This is a genomic window from Acidobacteriota bacterium, from assembly GCA_018001935.1.
In the GTDB taxonomy this organism is placed as follows: domain Bacteria; phylum Acidobacteriota; class JAAYUB01; order JAAYUB01; family JAAYUB01; genus JAGNHB01.
The window spans coordinates 29,905-52,241 of the sequence record JAGNHB010000019.1 but is presented as its reverse complement, the minus strand read 5'-3'; the positions used below and the strand labels follow the sequence as shown (position 1 = coordinate 52,241).

The following is a 22,337-nucleotide window of genomic DNA, read 5'->3' as shown; positions in this document are numbered from 1 at the left end:
ATCGGCTCTCGCCAAGGCGCAAAGCTCGCAAAGGAAGATGGCATGGGCCGCAAATCATGCTCCCGGCCGACGTTTCATGTGCTGGGAGGTCTTGGTTTGTCCGGTTCTTCAGCGGCCGGAGAAGTTGATGCAGACGATGGACAGCACGGCGCAGGCCAGGGCCGCCCAACCTTTTCGGGTGGGGTGCTCGCGCCAGATCACGATTCCGGCGGCGGTGCTCAGGACGATGATGCTCATGGCGTTCACCGGGAAGGCGACGATGCCGGGGAGCCCCCGCAGGGCGTAGAGGAAGAAGACCGTCGAGAGAATGTTGGGGACGCCCAGCGCCAGGCCCGTGAGGAGATCGGGGCGCCTCACCGCGGCCCCCTTCCAGCGGACGCTGGACCAGGCGATGACCAGGGCGGTCCCGAAGATGACCAGCAGGAAGCCGAACGGCTGGTACGGCGCCCCGGCCGGGCGGTTCTCCTTGAAGACCTTCAGCACCACCTCCACGGTCCCCATGGCGAGGAACAGCCCCACCACCGGCACCCAGGCGCCCAGCGCCGCCCGCCACCGGCCGGGGGCGCCCGTCGCACCCTCCCCCGCCCTCGCGGCGACGGCGACGCCGAAGAGGACCAGGGCGACCAGGGCCAGGAGCAGGCCCGCGACCCCGAAGCGGTCCGGCGTCTCCCCGTAGCCGACCATGGAGACCAGGATCGGCACCACGACCGCCAGCCGGGTGACCGACACCGGGATGGCGATCCCCACCTTCCCGATGGCGGCAGTCATGAGGAGGAAGGTTCCGATGAAGACGACCCCGCCCAGAAGGCCGAGGCCGCCCGTGAACGCCCCGACGGCCGGGAAGCCCTCGAAGCCCCACGCCAGCAGGCTCCCGGCAACGGCGGTGACGTAGTTGGCGGCGATCACCACCAGGCGGTTCCCCCGCCGCGCTTCCACGCGGCGGAGCATGACGGCGATGGTGACGGAGCAGGCGATCGCCCCCCCGAGGGCCAGGGAGGCGAGCAGCACGTTCGGCGGGGGCGCGGCGGGCACAGGGGTCACTTCAGGTTCTTGCCGAAGCGCTCCGGCAGCATAAAAATCAGTATTAATACTGGATAGACAAACCAGCAGCAGCATCCTTGGACAACATTTCCGATGCTGTACCAAAACAGAACAAAGCTCTGAGTGGTTATTTCTATTGAACCATCATCCATGAGAAGCTTTTGATAATGGCTTTTCATAACAATTTCAGAGAAAGCGATATGGTATACACCGAAAAATATATTTATTATCGCATAAGCAATGGAAAAAGTCTGTCCTCTTTTCTTTGACTTTAGTAGATAATTTCCCGCAACGACCAATAAAGCTGTCATGAGGATCGTCACACCGAGCATTATGAAGCCATTTACCCGAGCGATTGGAATACGCTCGATTTCTTTACTTAGCTGCATAATAATGCGGGTATTCTCCCCCATTTGAACATTGTCGAGTTGGTTACGAAAGATGATGCCCACGGCTAGACTACCGAGGAATAGCAATACCGTGATACCAACCATTATTAAATGTAACACACCGAAAACTTTCGGCGCCCGGGAAGGTTCCTCCTCTTCGTAGTAATCTGAAGGAGCCTCGCCTCCGGAAGGCGCAACCTTTTCGTCCGTAACAGATGTTTTCTGGCCTGGGCCGGAACCTGTTGCAGAGGGATTTACCTCCCCGCCAAGTTTCGGGGCTTTATCAGAAGCCGTTACCTCGGCTGTCCCGCCGGCAGTTTCTTCCGGTTTTTCAACACTCATGTATGACCTTCTCCAAGGGAAAATTACTCCCTAGCAATTGGTTTAATAATACGGGCAAGACCCGGTTTTGTTCGTTTATTATTCGGGAACGTATTCACTTTCTACTTGTGTAGCCGATTTATGAAGGAACCGTATTTATTTCACGCAAGAGCCAAGCTTGACGGGTTCGTAAAAAGTCGGAAGACGGACGGAAATGTGTCTGTAAAGCCTTTGTTTGAGCCATCACCCGGAGGGTGATGGTACTTTTTGCGACCGCGTCAAGCTTCGCTGAACTAAACCTAACGAGTTTGCAGAAAATCATGAATCGGACTGAAACGATCAGACATCGTCCGGGTGAGCCCCTGATCGGAATACCCGTCTTTATCCATGGAAGATTAAAGAGATTAGCCGGTTGGGGCCTCGCCGGAGGACTGAATCTTATACACATTCCCGGATTGTAAATGTCGGCAGGGATTGGATTGTCAAAAAAGCCGTTCTGTGCGCCCGAAAGGTGTTCATTCGGCCCCGTTCATCCGTGCTTATCAAACAAGGTTGACGCCCCCGTAAAAAGTACCCTCACCCTCTGGATAATGGCTCAAACAAAGGCCTTACAGACACTTTCCTGCTCGTTTTCCGACTTTTTGCGAACGCATCAAGGTTCACGATCCAAGAAATCCGTGTTAGGAGAAGGCCGAAGTTGGCGCTCCCGACGGCCGTAGAGGGGGTAAAAATTCACACTGCCATAGAAGTGGCACCGGTTATTCATTATGGCACCAATCCCGCCGTTGACCGGCTTGAGAATTCCTTCCCGCAGTACGCATGACGGGAAAGCTCTTCAGTACCTGCGGGTCAGAATATATGGAGTGATGAGAAAAAAACCTGCTCCTGCTTAGGCAGACTTCCTGATTGTAACCCTCTCCGTGCCTCTGTGCCTTCGTGAGAAAATATTATGTATAATCCCTTAAAGGCACGGATAAACGGAAAAGACGCTCACACACCCGTCCAAAAACGATCTTAGAGCCGTTCAACTTACCATCTCAGCCGTCTGGAAGCCGGAGATCCGCTCCCGGATGTAGCTGCGGGCCCGGTGAATCCGGGACTTGACCGCCGCCACCGAAAGGTTGAGCAGCCGCCCCACTTCCTCGTTGGAGTAATTCTGGACATCCCGGAGCATGAAGACGCGTCGGTACTTGTCGGGCAGCTCCCGCGTGAACTGGAGGACCTTTCCCATGAGTTCGCGCTGGATCACCAGGTCGTCCGCGGCGCAGCGCTTGTCGGGGAGGATGGTGGTCAGGACGGCCTCGTCGGCGTCCATCCGCGTGGCCTCCTCGATGGGGATGTGGGGCTCCTTGCGCCGGCTCCGGATCTTCATGAACCCGAAGTTGACGGTGATCCGGTAGATCCAGGTGAAGAGCGAGGAGTTCCCCTTGAAAGTGTCCGCCTTACGATAGAGGGTCACGAAGACGTCCTGCACCACTTCCTGCGCATCCGAGGGGTTCTTGACGATCCCGATCGCGGTGTTGTAAACCTTGCCCTGGTACTTCTCCATCACGGCTTCGAGCGCCCTGGCGTCGCCGGCCCGGAGCCCTTCGACCATATCAGCGTCTTTCCAGTTCTTCTTCATGATGACTTCCTCCTGTGCACCGTCTCAAACCATGATAAAGCGATAATACGTACAGAAACCGGGGAAGTCAAGAAGTATTTGATAATGATTACTATTTTTTTTAGGATAATCGTCCCTTCCGCACGCGGATCAGCATCCAGAGGAAGAAGGGGCCGCCGAGCAGGGCGGTGAGGATGCCGACGGGGATCTCCGCGGGGGCGATGACGGTCCGGGCCGCCCAGTCGCAGAGGGCCAGGAAGGCCCCACCAACCGCAAGGGAAAGGGGGACCAGCCGGACGTGGTGGTGCCCGACGGCCAGTTTCAGGAGTTGCGGGATCATCATGCCGACGAAACCGATCGGCCCGCAGAGGGCCACGACGCCGCCCGTGACCAGGGAGACCGCCCCGAGGAGAAGCATCCGGCTCCGCTTGACGTCGACCCCGCGGGAGTGGGCGAAATCCTCCCCGGCCAGCATGAGGTCGAGGGTCCGCGCGTGGCACGCCACGACCGCCACCGTGGCCGCCAGGAGGACGGACAGCTCGACGGGCCGGGCGTAACCCACGGTGTTCAGGTCGCCCATGAGCCACCGGACGAGCTGGTACGAACCGGTGAAGTCGCTCATGTACTGGACGGCCATGATCACGGCCGAGAAGAAGAAACTGAGGGCGACCCCGGAGAGCAGCATGATGTCCGTCGAGAAATCCCCGCACGCCCGCGAGAGCCCGAACACCAGCGCGATGGTGGCCGCCGCGCCCAGGAATGCGAAGACCGGCACGCTCGAATACCCGGCGATCTCCAGGACCACGCCGGTTTTCACGGCGAGGGCGGCCCCGCAGGCGGCCCCGCTGGAGACCCCCAGCGTGAAGGGGGTCGCCATCGGGTTGCGGAAGACCGCCTGGAACACGAGCCCGGCAAGGGCGAGCGCGGCGCCGGCGGCGTAGCCGACGAGCACGCGGGGAACGCGGACCTGCCAGAACACGAGCCCGCCCGTCCCGGACGCCCCGGCGGTGAGACCCGTGTCCCCTCCCCCGTCACCGCCGCCGGTGCACAGGGACAGGAGGAGGGGGGCGGCGAAGAACAGCCCGAGCAGCAACCAGAGCACCAGTTGAGGCAGGCTACGCACGGGGGCGCCCCCCTTCCCCCCCGGCCGCCGCGCCCCGGTCGGGGCCCGCCGGCGGGTGGCCTCCCCCGGGATGCCGGGGGACGGGGAGGTAAACGGTCGAGGACCCGCCGGGGCTTTCGACGAAGGTCGCGAACTCCACCGCGAAGAGGGCTTCGAGGTCCTGCCGGGTGAGGTCCGGGACCCGCTTCAGGAAATGGAGGCGGCCGTCCTTGAGCCCGAGGACCCGGTCCGACAGGGCCATGGCCAGGTTGGCGTCGTGGGTGACCATCACCACTGTTTTGCCGTCCCGCCGGTTGAGGTCGCCCAGGAGCGCGGCCACACCCGCCTCGTGGCCCGGGTCCAGGTAGACGGTGGGCTCGTCCAGGAGCACGGCGGGGGTCTGCTGGGCCATGGCGGCCGCGATGTAGGCGACCTGGCGCTCCCCCCCGCTGAGGGTGTCCAGCTGCCGGCCGGCCAGGTCGCCCAGGCCCGCCCGGCGCACCACGGCGTCGACGATCTCCCGGTCGCTCCGAAGGGGACCCCGCCAGGGCGAGATGTGCGGGTGCCGGCTCATCAGGAGAAAGGACGTCACGTCGTAGGGCGGGACACCGCCCTTCATCTGGGGCACGTAAGACAGGTACCGCGCCAGCTCCGGCACCCTCCACTGGTCCAGCCACCGCGCCCGGAAACGGATTTTCCGGCGGGAGAGAAGGCCCCGGTTGAGGTGGCGCAGCAGGGTCGTCTTTCCCGCCCCGTTCGGGCCGATGACCGAGAGGAATTCGCCCTCCTCGACCCCGAAGGCCAGGTCCCGGAGGATCTCCTTGCCCTCCACGGCGTAGGAGAGCCCCTCGACTTCCCAGGTCTGCGGGCGGGGGTGGCTCACGGGAGATTGATCCCCAGCTTGTGCATCCGGTGTATGAAGCTCCGGTAGGAGATCTGCAGGACCTTGGCCGCCTTGATCTGGACGCCGCCGGTCCGCTCCAGGGCCTTGAGGATGAGCCTGCGCTCGATGGCCTCCAGGTAGTGGTCGATGTTGAGGCCTTCCTCCGGGAGTTCCGACTGGGGGATGAACTCCTCCATGGACACGCGGCCGGACAGCACCACCTCCTCCGGGAGCCGTTCGAGCTGGATCATGTCGGTGGTCTCGAGGGCGACCGCCCGCTCGACGACGTTCTCGAGCTCCCGGACGTTGCCCTTCCACTCGTGGGCCATCAGCTTCTCCATCGCCGCCCGCTCGAAACCCTTGAGGTCCTTGCTGAGCTTGCGGCTGAACCGCTGGAGGAAGTAGTTGGCGAGCTGGGGGATGTCCTCCCGCCGTTCCCGGATGGGGGGCAGGTGGATGGGGATCACGGCGATGCGGTAGTAGAGGTCCTCCCGGAAGGCCCCCTTGCGGATCTGCCCGGCGAGGTCCTTGTTGGTGGCCGCGATGATCCGCACGTCCACGGGGATCTCCTCCGTGCTGCCGAGCCTCCGGATCCGCTTCTCCTGGATGGCCCGCAGGAGTTTCACCTGCATGGCCAGCGAGGTCTCGGCGATCTCGTCCAGGAGGAGCGTCCCCCGGTGCGCTTCCTCGAAGAGCCCTTTCTTGTTGGCGAAAGCCCCGGTGAAAGCCCCCTTCATGTACCCGAACAGCTCGCTCTCCAGGAGGGTCTCGGGCAGTGACCCGCAGTTGATGGAGACGAACGAGAACCCCTTCCGGGGGCTCGAATCGTGGATGACGCGGGCGATCATCTCCTTCCCCGTACCGCTTTCGCCGGTGAGGAGGATGGTGCTGTCGGTGGGGGCGACGACGCCGATGGTCTTGTAGATCTTCAGCATGGCCGGGGAGATCCCCACGATCCTCGGCGGCGCGTTCTCCCCGGGGGGGAGGTGGGGCGAGCTCTGCACCTGGACCGAACGCTCGACGGCGTTGTGCACGATGCCCTTCAGTTCCTCGACGTCGAAGGGCTTGGTGACGTAGTCGAACGCCCCGTACTTGAGGGCGTCGATGGCGCTGTCCGCCGAGGCGTACGCCGTGATGAGGATGAAGAGGATCTCGGGCTTCTCCTCGCGAAGCGTCTGGAGCAGGTCCATGCCGGTCCCGTCCGAGAGCTTGAGGTCGGACACCACGATGTCCACGTCGTTCTTCCGGACCGCCTCGTAGGCGCTCTCGAGGCTGGAAGCGGTCAGGACCCCGTACCCTTCCTCCCGGAAGACGATCTCCAGGAGTTCCCGCATGCTCTGCTCGTCGTCCACGATCAACAGGTTCACTTCTTCGCCTCCTCGCCGGGGGTCTTTTTCCCGGTCAACGGGATCGACAGGGAGAACGTGGTCCCTTTCCCGGGGGTGCTCTGGACATCCACCTTCCCGCCGTGGTCGGTGATGATGCGGTACACGATGGCCATCCCCAGCCCGAGCCCGCCGGGGAAGCGGCTCTGGAAAGGCTCGAACAGGTGCTGGATCTCTTCCGGCGCCATGCCGCGCCCCTCGTCGCGGAAGTTCAGGCGGACCGCGCGCCCTTCGCGGGAACAGGTGATCCCGATCAGCCCGCCCCGGGGCATGGCCTTGACGGCATTGGAACAGAGGTTCCAGAACACCTGCTTGAGCTGGTCGGGGTCGCCGACCATCTGGATCTCGCCGTCGGGGCATTCCAGCCGGACCCGGTGATCCGGACGGAACTCGGGGCTGTTCTGGAACAGGAAGATCGTCTCCCGGATCAGCGCGGCCATGTCGAATTCCCGGGGGGAGAATTTCCGGAAGGCCGCGAATTGGAGGAAGTTGGCGATGATCCGGTCCAGCCGGTGGGACTCGCGCAGGATGATGTCCATCAGGTGCCGCTGGGACGCCGTCAGCTCCAGTTGCTTCTTGAGCACCTGGATCGACCCGGTCATGGACGCCAGGGGGTTCCGGATCTCGTGGGCGATGGCGGCCGACAGGTTGCCGATGGCCGCCATGCGCTTCTGAATCTCGATTTCGTTCTCGAGCTTCTTGATGTCCGTCAGGTCCTGGAAGATGAAGATGTACCCGTTCACCTCGTTCCGGATCAGGATGGGCGAGATGGACAGCCCCACGAACAGGGAATCCTCGTTGTTCACCTCGAGCCACTTCTCCACGCGGACCGCTTTCTGCTCGTGGGGGGAGAAGTCCACCAGGCCCTGCTCGTCCGGGGTGAGGCGAAACAGCTCCATGGCGTTCCTCCCCAGGATGGCCTCGGGCTCCCGGTTCAGGAGGCGTGTCCCCATCTGGTTGATCTTGACGACGTTGAAATCGCAGTCGGTGGTCAGCAGGCCGCTGCGGATGTTGTCCAGGATGTATGTGTTGTACTCGTTGAGGTCCTGGATTCGGCTGAACTGCTGCTCCACGCGAAGCCGGGCCCGCTTGAGGCGCTCCTGGAGGAAGCCCGTCAGCATCCCGACGATGACGTTCCCCAGGATGGACACCTCGGCGGAGAGGATGAAGGACTTCGCGGGCAGCGGGCTGCGCGTGGAGAAAACCCCGAACAGCAGAAGGCCGAGGGTGAACAGGTGAGCGAGGCAGGTGAGGCCGGTGACGACGAGGATCCCGTAAAAATCCAGGAAGAGGCTGGAGTACATGATGACCAGGATGTAGAGGAGCGGGAAGGGGGTCTCGATCCCCCCGGTGGAGAACACGGTGAAGGCGATCATCAGGATGTCGCACAGGACGTGGGCGAAGAGCAAGGCGTGGTGGGAGTAATCGGGCAGGCGGTTGAGGAAGACCCAGAAGGCGTTCAGGAAGAAGAAGAAAGTCATCGCCGGGTAGAAGACGTCCGCGACGACTCCCTGGGGCACCCCGAACTCGTTGGTGAAGTAAACGGTCACGAAGATCAGCGGGATCATGACCGCCCGGAAGGCGATGACCAGGTTGATCTTCCGTGTAAAGTCTTCCATAATCAAAACGAAGCCCCTGAAATCCACCCGATTTCAGGGGCTGTCGGGAACGGTGTCAGGCCGGGGTCACTTCGCGCCGGAACCCGCCAGTTTGGAGATGAGGGCGAACATGGGTAGGTACATGGACACGACGATGGACCCGATGGTGGCCCCGAGGAAAACCAGCAGGATGGGTTCCAGGAGGCTCATGAGGTTCGCGACGGCACGATCGACCTCGTCCTCGTAAAACGTGGCGACGCGGTCCATCATGTTGTCCAGCTCGCCGGTCTGCTCGCCGACGCTGACCATCTGGATGACCATGGTGGGGAAACGCCCCGACTCCTCCATGGGCCCGGACAGGGACTTCCCGGCCTCGACTTCCTTGCGGATCACCTTGATGGCGTCTTCGTAGATGACGTTGCCCGCGGCACGGGAGGTGATGTCGAGCCCCTCGAGGATCGGGATGCCGCTGGTGATGAGCGTGCTGAGCGTCTTGGTGAAACGGGAGATCGCGATTTTCATCAGCAGGTTGCCGATGACGGGGATCTTCAGGAGGAAGCGGTCGATGGCGTGCTTCCCGCCGTCGGTTTCGTACCATTTCTTCAGGGCGTAGAAGGCGAACCCGAGCAGGATGATGACGAGCCAGGCGAAACGCGCGATGAAGTTGGACAGCGCGATGACGATCTTGGTGGGGAGCGGCAGTTCGGCGCCGAGGCCGGTGAAGAGGGAGGCGAACGTGGGGATGACCAGCCAGAGGAGGAGGAAGACCGCCACGACCGCGACGCTCATGACCACCGCGGGGTAGATGAGGGCCGACTTGATGGCGCTCTTGAGCTTGACCATCTTCTCCATGTAGGCGGACAGCCGCTTGAGGATCAGGTCGAGGATGCCGCCGGACTCGCCCGCAGCCACCATGTTCACGTAGAGGTTGTCGAAGACCCGCGGGTGCTTGCCCAGCGAGTCGGCCAGCGACATGCCGCTCTCGACGTCCCGCTGGATCTGGAAGAGCACCTGCTGGAACGCCGGTTTCTCCTGCTGGGTCCCCAGGATGCGGAGGCACTGCACGAGGGGGAGGCCTGAATCGATCATGACGGCGAACTGGCGGGTGAAGAGGGCGATGTCCCTCTCCGCCACCTTTTTCTTCAGGGTCGGCAGCGCGATCTCCTTGCCCTTTTCCTTGACGCTGATGGGGTTGATCTGCTCCCCCCTCAGCATCGTCATCAGGGCCTGCTTGTTGGGCGCGAACCGCTCCCCCGAGACGATGGCATTCGTCACCATGTGTTTACCGCGAAATACGAAAGTCGGCATAGCTCACTCCATTGGTGGTCTTACGAGCGTCCGCCCGGAGGAATGGGCGGCCGGGGCCGGGTCGGGGCCGAGGCAGCCGTGTGCACCACCCCGACACCCCTCTTGATCAGGTCTTCCAATTCCCCCGGGTTGGGCGATTTGAGCATCGCCATCTCCAGGGAAATCTGTTTTCCGAGATATAAGCTCGCCAGGGACTGGTTGAAGGTCTGCATGCCGTGCTTTTCCTGGCCGGTCTGCATGGCGGAGTAGATCTGGTGGATCTTGTCCTCGCGGATCAGGTTCCGGATACCGGAGGTGGGGACCATGATCTCCATGGCCATGCAGCGCCCCACGCCGCCCTGCCGGGGGAGGAGCGTCTGGCAGAGGACCCCTTCCAGCACCATGGAGAGCTGGGTCCGGATCTGCTGCTGCTGGTGGGCCGGGAACACGTCGATAATGCGGTTGATGGTGCTGATGGCGGTGTTCGTGTGAAGGGTGGCCAGCGTGAGGTGGCCCGTCTCGGCGACGCGGAGGGCGGCCTCGATGGTCTCGAGGTCACGCATCTCGCCCACGAGGACCACGTCGGGATCCTGCCGGAGCACGACGCGGAGCGCGTTGTTGAAGGAGTGGGTGTCGCTGAGGATCTCGCGCTGGTTGACGATGCAGTTCCGGTGCGGGTGGAGGAACTCGATGGGGTCCTCCAGCGTCACGATGTGCTCGTGGCGGTCGCGGTTGATCTTGTCGATCATCGTCGCCAGCGTCGTGGACTTGCCGCTGCCCGTCGGCCCCGTGACCAGGATGAGGCCGCGGGGCTTCTCGCAGAGGGTCGTCACCGGCGCCGGGAGGCCGAGCGCTTCGAAACTCTTGATTTCGAAGGGAATGATTCGGAAAACCGCGGCGATGGCCCCGCGCTGGTAGAAGATGTTCCCCCGGAACCGGGACACGTCCTTGACGCCGAAGGAGAAGTCCAGCTCGAGGTTCTCCTCCAGCCGGTGTTTCTGGGCGTCCGTCAGCACGCTGTAGGCCAGCCGCTTGGTCTCGGCCGCCGTCAGCGGGGGCAGGTCGAGCGGGCGGAGGGAGCCGTCGATGCGGACCTGCGGGGGCGTGCCGGTGGTCAGGTGAAGGTCCGAACCCTGCAATTCCTTCAATTTTCTGAGCAATTCCGGAAGTGATACCATGGGTCCTCTTCAATGGCCGATAATGGAAAAATCAGTGTCATTATAACCATTTTCTCAGGGGAGAGCAACAGTTTTCCCGAGAAAAATGGTCATCGTCAGTCTTTTACGGTTTCCCGAAGCACTTCTTCGACGGTCGTGATCCCCTCCTTGATTTTCAGGAGCCCGCTGCGGCGGAGGGTGATCATCCCCTCCTCCATGGCCTTGCGCTTCAGTTCGCGGGCGGAAGCCCCGATCAGGATCAGCTCGGAAATCTCCTCGGAGATGGACATGGCCTCGAAAAGGCCCAGGCGGCCCTTGTAGCCCGTGTTGTTGCAGATGTCGCACCCCTGCCCTCGGTAGGTCACGACGCTGTTCGCCTCGTCGGGGCTGAACCCGATGTCGATGAGGGTCTTCTTGGGGATCTTGTCCTCGACCTTGCAGTTGTTGCAGATCCGGCGGATGAGGCGCTGGGCCGCGATGAGCAGGAGGCTGTTGGAGACGAGGAACGGCTCGATGCCCATGTTGAGCAGGCGGTTGACGGTGGACGGCGCATCGTTGGTGTGCAGCGTGCTGAGCACCAGGTGGCCCGTGAGGGCGGCCTTGATGGCGATTTCCGCCGTCTCGAAGTCGCGGATCTCGCCCACCAGGACGATGTTGGGGTCCTGCCGGAGGAAGGAGCGGAGCGCCGCGGCGAAGGTGAGGCCGATGGCCTCGTGGGTCTGGCACTGGTTGACGCCCACGATGTTGAACTCCACCGGGTCCTCGGCGGTCATGATGTTCACGTCCACCTGGTTGAGCCGGCTGACGGCCGAGTACAGCGTGTTGGTCTTCCCGCTGCCCGTCGGGCCCGTCACCAGCACCATGCCGTAGGGCTTGCAGATGGCCGTCTCGAAGGAGGCCAGGGTGCTGGGCTCCATGCCGAGCTTGGTCATGTCCAGCATGAGCTTGGTCTTGTCCAGCAGGCGGAGGACGATTTTCTCCCCGAAGATGCAGGGGAGGCAGGACACGCGGAAGTCGATCTCGAGCTTCTTGTTGTCCAGGGTCGTCTTGATCTTGATGCGGCCGTCCTGGGGGAGGCGCTTCTCGGCGATGTCCATCTTGGACATGATCTTGATGCGCGACGTCAGGGCGTCCTTCAGCTTCAGGGGGGGGGACATGATGGCGTAGAGGATGCCGTCGATGCGCATGCGCACCCGGAGTTCCTTCTCGAACGCCTCGATGTGGATGTCGGACGCGCCCTTCTTGATGGCGTCCAGCATGATCAGGTTCACCAGCCGGATGATGGGGGCTTCCTCGCTGGACTTCTGCAGCTCGTCGACGTCCAGCTGCTCCTGTTCCTCCTCCAGCTCCAGGTCGAACTCGTCCTTCTTCTTCTCGATGCTCAGGTCGTCGAAGACCTTCTTGAGCTCGATGGAGTGGGGCGTCCCGTAGTACTTCTCGATGGACCGCATGATGCCGCCCTCGGACGCGATGACCGGCTCGATGTTGAAGCCGGTCATGAACTTGATGTCGTCCATGGCGAACACGTTGGACGGGTCCGTGGTGGCGATGGTCAGGGTGTTCCCGACCCGGCTCAGGGGCAGGACCTGGTACTTCTGCGCCGTTTCGAGTGGTATGAGCTTCACCACGTCGGCATCGACCTCGAAGTAGTCGAGGTTGATGGAGGGAACGCCGTACTGGCGGCTCAGCACACTGGTGATGTCGTCTTCCGTGATGAACTGCATCTCCACCAGGATGCTGCCGATCTTGCCACCGTACTTCTTCTGGTGCTCCAGGGCCTTGTTGAGCTGCTCCGCGGAGATCATCTTCTCGCGGAGGAGCAGGTCTCCGATCTTGGTGGTCATGAAATCATCCCGTGTGTGTTTCTAGTCAAGCTGGAATCCCTGTAACTTTTGGAAAATTCTACTATCGACAGCCGTATCTTACGGTAATGCGGGGGGGATGTCAAGCCTTGATTTTTTGTCGGTTACTTCCCGACGCAGAAATTCGAGAAAATGCGGTCCAGAATGTCGGCGGCCGCCGTCTGACCGGTCAGTTCGTCGAGGGCGGCAAGGGCGCGCCGGAGGTGAGCGAGGGCATACTCCTCGGAGTGGCCCGCCTCCACGGCCCGGAGGCCCGCGGCCAGCGCATCCGAAGCCCCGCGGATGCACGCCTGCTGACGGAGGGAGGTCAGGGTCCCCTGCCCCTCGTCCGGGAGGTCCGCTTCCGGGAGGATGGTCCGGTAGAGGGCGAGGCGGAGTTCGGCGAGGTTTTCCCCGGTGCGGGAGGACACGGCGATGACCCGGCTTCCCGGGAACCGCTTCTCGAGCGTTTCCCGCGGGAGCTGCGGCGGGAGGTCTGACTTGGCCAGGGCCACGACCCGGTGGGCGTCGGGGAGCGCCTCGGCGGCGTGTTCGTCGTCGGGGCCCCAGGGCCTCGAACCGTCCGCGACGAAGAGCACCGCGTCGGCTTCGGCCAGGGCCTGCCGCGTGCGATCGATGCTGAGGGATTCCACGGGGTCGGCGGGGGGACGGATGCCCGCGGTGTCCACCAGCACCGCGGGGATGCCGAAGAGGTTCGCGTCCTCGCGAAGGGCGTCCCGCGTCGTGCCGGGGAACTCGGTGACGATGGCCCGCTCCCGCCCCAGGAGCGCGTTGAACAGGGTGGACTTCCCGGCGTTGGGGCGGCCGGCCAGGACCAGGGTGAAACCGCTCCCGGCCAGGCTCGCGAAGCGGAACCCCCGTTCGATCCGCGCGAAGCGCTCCCCCAGGTCCGCCAGCTCCGCCCGCGGGTCCCCGGGGACCGCCAGGCCGCCCTGGTCCTCGTCGAACTCCACCAGGGTCTCCAGCCGGACGACGAGGTCGAGGAGTCTCTCCTTGAGCGGCCGGACGAGCGCGGCGGTCTCCCCCCCCATCTGTTTCCGGGCCAGCTCGGCCTGAAGGCGGGTCCCGGACTCGGTCAGGGCCCGGACCGCCTCCGCCTGGCACAGGTCCAGGCGGCCGTTGACGAAGGCCCGCCGGGTGAACTCGCCCGGGTCGGCGGGGCGGGCGCCGGCGGCCAGGATCACCTCCATGACGTGCCCCACCAGGACCGGGGAGCCGTGGAAGGACAGCTCCGCCACGTCCTCCCCCGTGTAGGAGCGCGGCGCGGGGAACCACAGGGCCAGCGCCTGGTCCACCGGGCGGCCGTCCGACGGGTCGATCACGGTCCCCAGGGTGGCGTGTCGGGCCCTGGGCACGAAGGCGGGGCCCTCCCGCGGGCCGGCGCCCGGAGGGGCCGGAAGAGTTGCGGGCGCGGGGCGGAAGACCCGCTCCAGGATCTCGCGGGCCCGCCGCCCGCTGACCCGGACCATGGACACCCCCCCCCGCCCCGGCGGCGTCACCGGGGCGGCGATGGTGTCCGCGAAGCGTGCCGGGTCGAAGGGGGGCATGGACGGCTATCGGTTCTTCCGCGGCCGGCCCGCCGGGGCGGAGGCCAGCTCCACCTTGGGCGTCTTCATGAACTTGTCGGCGATCACCTGCATCCCCCAGGCGAAGATGTTGCTGAACAGGAAGTAGATGACCAGGCCGCTGGAGAGGGAGATGAACATGAAGGTCATGATCACGGGCATGACGTACATCATCATTTTCTGGGTCCGGTTGTCCTGCCCGGGCGCCTGGGGGGTCTGCTTCATCTGGATGACCATGCTGGCGCCCATGAGAATCGGGGTGATCCAGGTGGGGTCGGCCATGGAGAGGTCACGGATCCAGAGGACGAAGGGCTGCCGCCAGAACTCGATGGACTGGCTCACCAGGTTGTAGAAGGCGAACAGGAAGGGGAGCTGGGCCAGCAGGGGCAGGCACCCGCCCATGGGGTTGACGCCCGCCTCCTTGTAAAGCGCCATCATCTCCTGGTTCATGTTCTGCCGGTCCTGGGCGCTCTTCTTCCCGCGGTACCTGGCCTGGATGGCCTTCATCTGGGGCTGGATCACCTGCATCTTCTTCATGCTCTTCATCTGGTGGAAGCGCAGGGGGAAGAGCGCCAGGGTGATGACGAGGGTGAGGGTGATCAGGCAGAGCCCCATGTTGGGGATGGAGGCCTGGAGGTACTTCATGACGTAGTAGAGGGGCTTGACGATGAACGAGAACATCCCGTAGTCGATGGTCTGGGCCAGGTCGCTCCGGATGCCCGACAGGACGTCGTACGCCTTGGGCCCCATGAAGAGGAAGGTGTCGCCCCCGGGCACCAGGGTGGTGACCAGGTGGACGGGCTTGGCTTCCTCGGTCTCCTTCTGTTTGAAGGAAAGGACGCGGTTCTCGAGGAGGACTTCCCCGAACGGGGCGGCGGGGATGGCGACGGCGGCGAAGTACTTGTTCTGGACCCCGGCCCAGGAGATCTGCCCGGTCTGCCGCTTGAAGCGGCCGATGGCCTCCCCCATGACGGGGTGGGCCGCGTCGCCGTGGTAGAAGACGGCGTGGGGCGGCAGCTGGGACGGGTCCGAGGGGATCAGGTCGAGGTTGGTGAGGCCCGGCCCCAGTCGGACGTAGTGCGGGATCGGCGTCGCCCCCCGGGTCACCGAGGTCTTCAGCCGCAGGACGTAGCTCTCTTTCCAGACGGAGAGTTCCTTCCGCGCCGTCACGCCCGAGCGGGTCAGGGCCAGGACCACCGTCCGGCACGGCTCCGAGGCGCCGGTGACGGGGTGGGGCCGGGGCTTGTCCTCCTCGGTGACGGTGTAGGGGTCGGCGTTGAGGGCATAGCTCACCCGGTTTTCCACGGCCCCCTCGGGAAAGGACAGCCCGAGGAAGCGTTCGGCCGGCGCCAGCTTCTCCTTCTGGAACGACGGGTCCAGGATCAGGTCCACGTTCTTCCCGCCGTCCTGGTATCGCTTGAGGGTGAAGTGCTCGATGACCCCGCCCCGGTTGTCGAGGGACAGCTCGAAGAGGGGGTCCGCGACCTGGACCTTCCGGGCGGCGGCGACGGAGTCCGGCACGGCCGGGGCCGCCGGGGCGCCTGCCGGGGCCGGGGCGGGCGCGGGGGCGGCCGGGGCCGGGGCGCCCGGCGCGGCCGGCTGGGCCTCCGGGGTCGACGGGGCGGTCACGGCCGCCGCCACCGGCGCGGGCTCGGCGGCTTGCGTCACGGCGGCGGCCGCCTTGGCCGGGGACGCCGTCTCGTCGGCCTTGGGCGGCGGGTAGAGGTACATGAAGAGGATGTAGGCCAAAAAGCACAGGGCGATGGCGCCAATCATTCGTTTTTCCATTTCGGCTCCAGGACGGATTGATCGGGCTCGACGGGGTCGTACCCGCCGGGGTGGAAGGGGTGGCACCGGCACAGCCGCTTGAGGCCCATCCACCCGCCCCTGAGCACGCCCTTCCGGCGGACCGCCTGCGCGAAGTACTCGGAGCAGGTGGGGTAAAACCGGCAGGACGGGGGGAGGATGGGCGAGATGCACTTCTGGTAGACGGCGACGAGGAAAAGGACGATGTGCTTCATGCTTTCCCGGGCGCCGTCAGCCGCGCCAGTGCCCGCCGGTACTCGGCCTCCAGTTCCGCCCGGGTGGCGGTCGCCGCCGACTTGCGCGCATTCAGGACGATATCCCAGCACTCGGTCCCGAGGGGCTTGTTCTTGCGGAAGATGTCCCGGAACAGCCGCTTGACCCGGTTCCGGACACAGGCCTTGCCGATGCGTTTCGAGACGGTCATGCCCAGGCGGTGGGAGGGTCGGGTCCCCTTCCGGTGATAGAGAACAAAAAAGGGAGTGTCGATGCGCGCTCCCTTCTGGTAAACCTCGTCGAATTCGCGGTGTTTCCGGACCCGGGCCCCCGGAGGGAAACCCTGGTCCGGATCGTACGCTTCCATCAGACCGTGGTCAGCAGTTTCCGGCCCTTCGCTCGGCGGCGCGCCAGCACCTTGCGACCGCCCCGGGTCGCCATGCGGGAACGAAACCCGTGGGTCTTGGCCCGTTTATGATTGTTCGGTTGAAAAGTGCGCTTCATGGTTCTCTCTCCTTACCGTTTTCAAAAGCGGAACTTTTACCAGAAGCACCCCGGGAATGTCAAGATAATTCAACACGCCCGAACCGGATAATCGAGTAGAAACCACCAACCACACGAACCACACGAAAAGAAATCCCCTGACAACTGTTCGCGTGGTTGGTGTGGTTCGTGGCTTAAACAGGCTGTTAGCGGTTTAATCCCTTCGAAGTTGGGTCGTTGGAAAAATGAGCAAGATTTGTGAGCTTCTTTTGGCTCCCGCCGCCTTCGGGGCGGGGGAAATCGACTTTCGGGCACGAGGTCCCCGGGGCGTCGCTCCGCTCTCCCCGGGCTGAAACGCTCCCGCGCATTCCGCGCGGGTCGTGGTTCTTTTCCGGGTATTTCGTGTATTCCGTGGTTCTTTTCCGCTTTATCCGGGCTGGGCTGTAAGGGTTCAAGCGTTCCATGCTCAGGTTCCCAACCCCTCGCCGTCCTTTGGGTCCCTTTGGTCGTTTGGGTCCTTTCGTCCCTTCCGCTCCTGCCGGAAGGGGTTGAGGTCGAACAGGCATGCTCCCAGAAGGAACAGAGGAACGATACTGAGCAGCACGAATCCCTCGAAATCCGCATACCCGGCGTCGAGCAGGACCAGCAGGACGGTCTCAGACAACTTGGCCAAAGAAAAAACCACCAGCAGGACTTTCCCCAGGGGCGGTTTCATTCCGAGGATCAGGACGCAGGCCAGAATCAGCAAGCCGGACAGGACCAAGTCGCATCCGAAGACATACCGGTAGTCAATTCCGGACCCGCACCAGGCGGGGAAGAAGAAAGGAACCAGTCCCAGCAGCAGCGCGAGGAGGGCGTAAACGGTCCCCGAGAAGGCGAGTATCCGGGTAAAGTATGGCAGGTCTTGTTGGCCTTTCTGCTTCATCGAAGGGTAACCGGCCTGTTTAAATAGGTTTCGGGTGGTCCCGGCGTTGGCTTGTCCGCGCCGGCTGAAGCCGGCGCCACTACGGGGTGTCCAGGCCGGCCAGGAAGCGGTTCACCGCGGCGAGGGTGTCCCGGGCCACGGCGTTCTGGAAGCCGGCCATCCCGTCGGCCGTCGGGGTTTCCTTTCGCCACGCCGCCAACTGTGCCTCCACCTTCCGGAAGGACTCCGCCTCGACCCGGAACAGCAGCGCGCGCACCCCGCCCCCGGGGTCGGACCAGCGGTCCCGCCGGATGTAGCGACGCAGGTCGCCCCGCTGGTCGGGGCAGAGCCACCGGCCGATGCGGGCAAAGGCCTCGTTGAGCGGGGCGTTCTTCCGGGAGGCCGCCGCCTGGGGCGGCACGGAGCCGGCCCCCACCCAGACCGGCACGGCGGCCCCGGTGGTGGGGAGGCCGAGGACGACCCAGGCCGTGGCCAGGACGGGGTCCTCCCCCGCTTTCACCCCGGCCGCCACGAAGACGCTGGACGTGTCCTGGCGGGCGATGCTGTCCCCCACGTAGGCGTACTCGGGGTCGCCGGATTTCGACTCGGTGTTGGGGTCGGAGCCGATGTGGGGGTTGGCGACGTCACGACAGACGTCGGAAAGGAGGGACCGCGGCGTCAGGTTCTTCGCGTCGGCCAGGTCCGTGATCAGTCGCAGGGCCCGCGCCTCCCGAAGGAAACCGGTCCCCTTGTCGGGTTTGCCGGAGTGGCTGTAATTCGACCGGACCAGGAAGCCCCGAGGGGCCTGGGCGGGGTCCGTGGCATCGTAGCGCTTGTACGTCCCGTTGCAGGTCTCGAAGAAGGCGGCGCCCCCGCGGGCGTCGATGACCCCGAAGTTGGCGGCCACGTCGCGGAGGCCGTCGTTGCCCCGCTCCAGCAGGGCCTGGAAGTCCTCGACGGTGGCGCAGCACTGGAGCGCCCGTTTCATGAACATCCCCTCGGCCTTGGTGTCTTCGTTGTCCCCGAGGTTGTAGGAGGCGGAGTTCATGACGGCGAAGCCCTTCTCGTTGAGCCCGGCCCAGATCTGCAAGCCGTCGGCGTCCCCGTGATTGACCACCCCCACGTAGGCGTAGCGGCCGTCGGCGCCGTAGAACAGCTCGTTGTGGAGGTCGTCGGCGTCCCGGTTCTTCCACAGGATCGGCCGACCGTCGGCGGTGGCGGCCCCCGAGATCACGGCGGTGGTGCAGGCGGGCGCCCAGGGTGCGACCAGGGCACAGAGAAAAACCGCGGCCAGGGTCGCCGAAAAGGCGTGTCGGGGGGAAAAGCGGTGCAACGGTCGGTCGGTTTCCATGCAGGACTCCTCGCGGCAGGGATCGGAACGCATCACTATACAGCGATCGCCCTGCTTTCGGCAAGGCCGTTGCGAGTGCCTTCCAGGGTTGCATCGGAGCCGCGACCGTCAGGGAGCGGTCAGAACGTTCCGGGTTTACGCTGACCGCTTGCTTATCCGAGCGGCTGACCGCTTGCTTACGCGCGCGGCTCCGACTCCGCGCGCGGCTCCGACGATGCGCGCGGCTCCGACGGCGCGCGCGGCCCGGACTCGCTTCCGCCCGGCCGCGTACGCGCCTTCCGCCCGGTTTGTGCGGTTCGTGGGGTTCGTGGTTCTTTTCCGGCTTGCACGGGTCGGGATCAGGGACGGTTCAGCTTGCTGTGGCGGCGGCTGTAGAGGAAGAAAATCGCGAAGCCGACGGCCAGCCAGGCGAAGAGCCGGTACCAGTTCTCCACGGGCAGGGAGAACATGAGCAGCAGGCAGAAGACGATCCCCAGGAGGGGCGTCAGCGGGTAGAGCGGGGCGCGGAACGGCCGCTCCGCGTCGGGCCGCCGCCGGCGCATGATGAGCACCGCCAGGCACACCATGACGAAGGCCAGCAGCGTGCCGATGTTGGTGAGTTCCGCCAGGATCCGCAACGGCAGGAGGGAGGCCATGAGGGCCACGCCGGCCCCCGTGAGGATGGTGGACTTCCACGGGGTCCGGAAGCGCTCGTGAACATCCCCAAAGAAGCGCTCCGAGACCATCCCGTCCCGGGCCATGGCCAGGAGCACCCGCGGCTGGGAGAGCATCATCACCAGGAGCACCGAGGTCAGGCCCGTCAGGGCGCCGATGTCGATGAGGCGCTGGGCCCAGGGCAGCCCCGCCTGGCGGAAGGCGTCCGCCACGGGGGCCTTGATGTCCAGCTGGTCGTAGCGGACCATCCCCGTCAGCACCGCCGCCACGGCGATGTACAGGACCGTGCAGATCAAAAGCGAGGCGATGATGCCGATGGGGACGTCCCGCTGCGGCCGCTTCGCCTCCTCGGCGTGGGTGGAGACGGAGTCGAAGCCGATGTAGGCGAAGAAGATCACCGCGGCCCCGGCCAGGATCCCCAGGGGGGCGCCGTCCCTGCCGGCGCTGCCCAGGACCGTGTGCCCGAAGAAGCTCACCCCCGTGTAGCCGTAAGGCGCGAACGGGGTCCAGTTGGCGGGGTTGACGAAGAAGGCGCCCACCAGGATCACGAAGAGAACCACCGCCAGCTTGACGGCCACCATGACGATGTTGAAGCGGGCGCTCTCCCGGATCCCCTTCACCAGGATCACGGTGATGACGAACACGATCAGGATCGCCGGCAGGTCCACGATCGCCCCGGTCGAAAAAAAGCCCCGGTCGGGGTCGTATTCGACGGGTGCCCTCGCGAACAGGGGGTGAACGTGGAACCCGAGGCTGCGGAGGAAATCCTGGATGTGCGACGACCAGCTGTTGGCCACCGTGGCCGAGGAGACCGAGTACTCCAGCACCAGGTCCCACCCGATGATCCAGGCGAACAGCTCCCCCATGGTGGCGTAGGCGTAGGTGTAGGCCGACCCCGCCACCGGCACCATGGAGGCGAACTCGGCGTAGCACAGCGCCGAGAACACGCACGCCAGGCCGGCGGCCACGAAGGAGAGCACCAGGCCGGGGCCGGCCTTGTCGTGGGCCGCCACCCCCGTCAGGGCGAAGATCCCGGCGCCGATGATGGCCCCCACGCCCAGGCTGGAAAGGCCCACGGGACCCAGGACCCGGCGAAGGCGGTTCTCGCCGTGGAGTTCCTCGAGGAGAGTTTCCAGGGATTTCTTTCGGAAAAGGCTCACGCGGTGCTCTCCTTGAAGGGGCGGATCGGAGCCGCGACCGAGTCGGAGCCGCGACCAAGTCGGAGCCGCGACCGAGTCGGAGCCGCGACCGTCAGGGAGCGGTCAGAACGTTCCGGGTTTACGCTGACCGCTTGCTTACGCGCGCGGCTCCGACTCCGCGCGCGGCTCCGACTCCGCGCGCGGGCCCTTGTGCCGCCGTCTTCCCGGCCCGGGCAGAGGTTTTGCATCCGGGCTAAAATCCCATCCGCCGAAGGCTGTCGAGAGACAGCGCCCGGTCGTCTGCCGTCTCCGACGACGGACCTCCCCCGGCCCGGAGGTCCAGGCAGCGGGCCACGTACTTCCCCAGGATGTCGAACTCCAGGTTCACCACGGTCCCCGGCCGGGTCCCCGACAGCGTGGTTTCCCCCAGCGTGTGGGGGATCAGGGCGAGGCGAACCCCGTCCCCCTCGACGGCGGCCACGGTCAGGCTGACCCCGTCCACGGCGATGGACCCCCGGTCCACGACGTACCGGGCGAAGCCGGGGGGAAAGGTGACGTGCACGACCCAGGACTCGGGCGAGCGCCGGATCTCGGCGAGGCGGCCGGTGCAGTCCACGTGGCCGGTCAGGAGGTGTCCGCCCAGGGGTTTGCCCAGGGTGAGGGCGGTTTCGAGGTTCACGGGGGAACCGGGCCGCAGGGCGCCCAGGTTGGTCCTGGACAGGGTTTCCGCGGACACGTCCGCCTCGAAGTGCCGCTCCTCGAGTCGGGAGGCGGTCAGGCAGACGCCGTTCACCGCCACGCTGTCGCCCCGGTTCAACCGGGGAACCAGGGTGGGGGCCTCGAGGGTCAGCGCGTGCGCCCCCGCCCGGCGGACCGTTCCCACCGCCTCCACGATCCCCGTGAACATCAGGGTTTCCCCGCCCGGCGTTTCCCGACGATCACCCGGGAAACGTGGTCCAGCATCCGGCCGAGGACGTCTTCCACCCCGAGACCCGAGGAGTCGATGGGGACGGCGTCCTCCGCCCGGCGGAGGGGGGAGTCGGAACGGTGCATGTCGCGGTGGTCACGCTCCCGGATCTCCCGGAGGATCTCGTCGTAATCGGCGTCGAGCCCCCGGCCCCGGTCCTCGGCCCACCGTCGCTGGGCGCGCTCCTCGACGGCAGCGTCCAGGTAGAATTTCACCTCGGCGTCGGGGAAGACGACGGTCCCGATGTCCCGCCCGTCCATGACGACGTCGGTGTCGGCACTCATCTCGCGCTGCAGTTTCACCATGGCCCGGCGCACGCCCGGGATCGCCGACACCCTGGAGGCGCCCTGGGAAACCCGGGGCGACCGGATGGCGTCGGTCACGTCCCACTTCTCCACGAAGAGCTTCTGCCGTTCGCCGCAGGGTTTGAACTCCATCCGGAGGTTCCCGGCCAGCGCTTCCAGGGCGGCGGGGTCGTCCAGGGAGACCCCGCTCTCCAGGGCGCACAGGGCCACGGCCCGGTACATGGCGCCGGTGTCGATGTAGACGTAACCCAAGCGCTGGGCCAGGAGCCGTCCGAGGGTGCTTTTGCCGGCCCCGCACGGGCCGTCGAGGGCAATCCGCATG

At 64.9% G+C, this 22,337-nt stretch carries 20 protein-coding genes; all 20 read right to left on the bottom strand.

The window, feature by feature from the left end; genetic code table 11:
- Positions 1-108: 108 nt before the first annotated feature.
- Positions 109-1,041 carry a hypothetical protein gene (locus KA419_09600; protein MBP7866192.1) on the bottom strand — a complete coding sequence of 311 codons (933 nt, stop codon included), beginning with the start codon at positions 1,039-1,041 and terminating at the stop codon, positions 109-111.
- Entirely contained in the window at positions 1,038-1,772 is a 735-nt protein-coding gene (locus KA419_09595; GenBank protein ID MBP7866191.1) for a hypothetical protein, read from the bottom strand. Before KA419_09595 ends, KA419_09600 begins: the two co-directional genes overlap by 4 nt.
- Positions 1,773-2,775: 1,003 nt before the next feature.
- The gene (locus KA419_09590; GenBank protein ID MBP7866190.1) at positions 2,776-3,375 is read right to left on the bottom strand and encodes a sigma-70 family RNA polymerase sigma factor; all 600 of its coding nucleotides are present in this window, start codon (positions 3,373-3,375) and stop codon (positions 2,776-2,778) included.
- A 100-nt stretch (positions 3,376-3,475) separates the two neighbouring features.
- Positions 3,476-4,405 carry an iron ABC transporter permease gene (locus KA419_09585; protein MBP7866189.1) on the bottom strand — a complete coding sequence of 310 codons (930 nt, stop codon included), beginning with the start codon at positions 4,403-4,405 and terminating at the stop codon, positions 3,476-3,478.
- Between the two features lie 64 nt (positions 4,406-4,469).
- Positions 4,470-5,339, bottom strand: coding sequence for an ABC transporter ATP-binding protein (locus tag KA419_09580; protein MBP7866188.1), 870 nt, complete (start codon positions 5,337-5,339; stop codon positions 4,470-4,472).
- Positions 5,336-6,706: a sigma-54-dependent Fis family transcriptional regulator gene (locus tag KA419_09575; GenBank protein MBP7866187.1), complete on the bottom strand. Its 1,371-nt coding sequence runs from the start codon at positions 6,704-6,706 to the stop codon at positions 5,336-5,338. Before KA419_09575 ends, KA419_09580 begins: the two co-directional genes overlap by 4 nt.
- Positions 6,703-8,343 carry a PAS domain-containing protein gene (locus tag KA419_09570; GenBank protein ID MBP7866186.1) on the bottom strand — a complete coding sequence of 547 codons (1,641 nt, stop codon included), beginning with the start codon at positions 8,341-8,343 and terminating at the stop codon, positions 6,703-6,705. The genes KA419_09575 and KA419_09570 overlap by 4 nt, the downstream gene beginning before the upstream one ends.
- Before the next feature lie 66 nt (positions 8,344-8,409).
- Positions 8,410-9,630, bottom strand: coding sequence for a type II secretion system F family protein (locus tag KA419_09565; GenBank protein MBP7866185.1), 1,221 nt, complete (start codon positions 9,628-9,630; stop codon positions 8,410-8,412).
- A 20-nt stretch (positions 9,631-9,650) separates the two neighbouring features.
- A complete protein-coding gene (locus KA419_09560; protein MBP7866184.1) occupies positions 9,651-10,787 on the bottom strand; it encodes a type IV pilus twitching motility protein PilT in 1,137 nt (378 codons plus the stop codon).
- Between the two features lie 95 nt (positions 10,788-10,882).
- Positions 10,883-12,610 (bottom strand): type IV-A pilus assembly ATPase PilB, encoded by a 1,728-nt coding sequence (gene pilB / locus KA419_09555; protein ID MBP7866183.1) that lies wholly within the window; start codon positions 12,608-12,610, stop codon positions 10,883-10,885.
- Positions 12,611-12,732: 122 nt separating this feature from the next.
- Entirely contained in the window at positions 12,733-14,175 is a 1,443-nt protein-coding gene (gene mnmE / locus KA419_09550; protein MBP7866182.1) for a tRNA uridine-5-carboxymethylaminomethyl(34) synthesis GTPase MnmE, read from the bottom strand.
- 6 nt (positions 14,176-14,181) lie between these two features.
- On the bottom strand, positions 14,182-15,981 hold the full coding sequence (yidC, locus tag KA419_09545; protein ID MBP7866181.1) for a membrane protein insertase YidC: 1,800 nt from the start codon (positions 15,979-15,981) through the stop codon (positions 14,182-14,184).
- Positions 15,966-16,214 (bottom strand): membrane protein insertion efficiency factor YidD, encoded by a 249-nt coding sequence (gene yidD / locus KA419_09540; protein ID MBP7866180.1) that lies wholly within the window; start codon positions 16,212-16,214, stop codon positions 15,966-15,968. The genes yidC and yidD overlap by 16 nt, the downstream gene beginning before the upstream one ends.
- The gene (gene rnpA / locus KA419_09535; GenBank protein MBP7866179.1) at positions 16,211-16,579 is read right to left on the bottom strand and encodes a ribonuclease P protein component; all 369 of its coding nucleotides are present in this window, start codon (positions 16,577-16,579) and stop codon (positions 16,211-16,213) included. Before rnpA ends, yidD begins: the two co-directional genes overlap by 4 nt.
- The gene (gene rpmH, locus KA419_09530) at positions 16,579-16,716 is read right to left on the bottom strand and encodes a 50S ribosomal protein L34 (GenBank protein MBP7866178.1); all 138 of its coding nucleotides are present in this window, start codon (positions 16,714-16,716) and stop codon (positions 16,579-16,581) included. Before rpmH ends, rnpA begins: the two co-directional genes overlap by 1 nt.
- A 445-nt stretch (positions 16,717-17,161) precedes the next feature.
- The gene (locus tag KA419_09525; protein ID MBP7866177.1) at positions 17,162-17,620 is read right to left on the bottom strand and encodes a hypothetical protein; all 459 of its coding nucleotides are present in this window, start codon (positions 17,618-17,620) and stop codon (positions 17,162-17,164) included.
- 79 nt (positions 17,621-17,699) lie between these two features.
- Complete coding sequence (locus KA419_09520) at positions 17,700-18,950, bottom strand: hypothetical protein (GenBank protein MBP7866176.1); 1,251 nt, start codon at positions 18,948-18,950, stop codon at positions 17,700-17,702.
- A gap of 338 nt (positions 18,951-19,288) precedes the next feature.
- The gene (locus KA419_09515; protein MBP7866175.1) at positions 19,289-20,764 is read right to left on the bottom strand and encodes an amino acid permease; all 1,476 of its coding nucleotides are present in this window, start codon (positions 20,762-20,764) and stop codon (positions 19,289-19,291) included.
- A gap of 232 nt (positions 20,765-20,996) precedes the next feature.
- A complete protein-coding gene (locus KA419_09510) occupies positions 20,997-21,650 on the bottom strand; it encodes a riboflavin synthase (protein ID MBP7866174.1) in 654 nt (217 codons plus the stop codon).
- On the bottom strand, positions 21,650-22,336 hold the full coding sequence (locus KA419_09505; GenBank protein ID MBP7866173.1) for a (d)CMP kinase: 687 nt from the start codon (positions 22,334-22,336) through the stop codon (positions 21,650-21,652). The genes KA419_09510 and KA419_09505 overlap by 1 nt, the downstream gene beginning before the upstream one ends.
- Position 22,337: the final 1 nt, after the last annotated feature.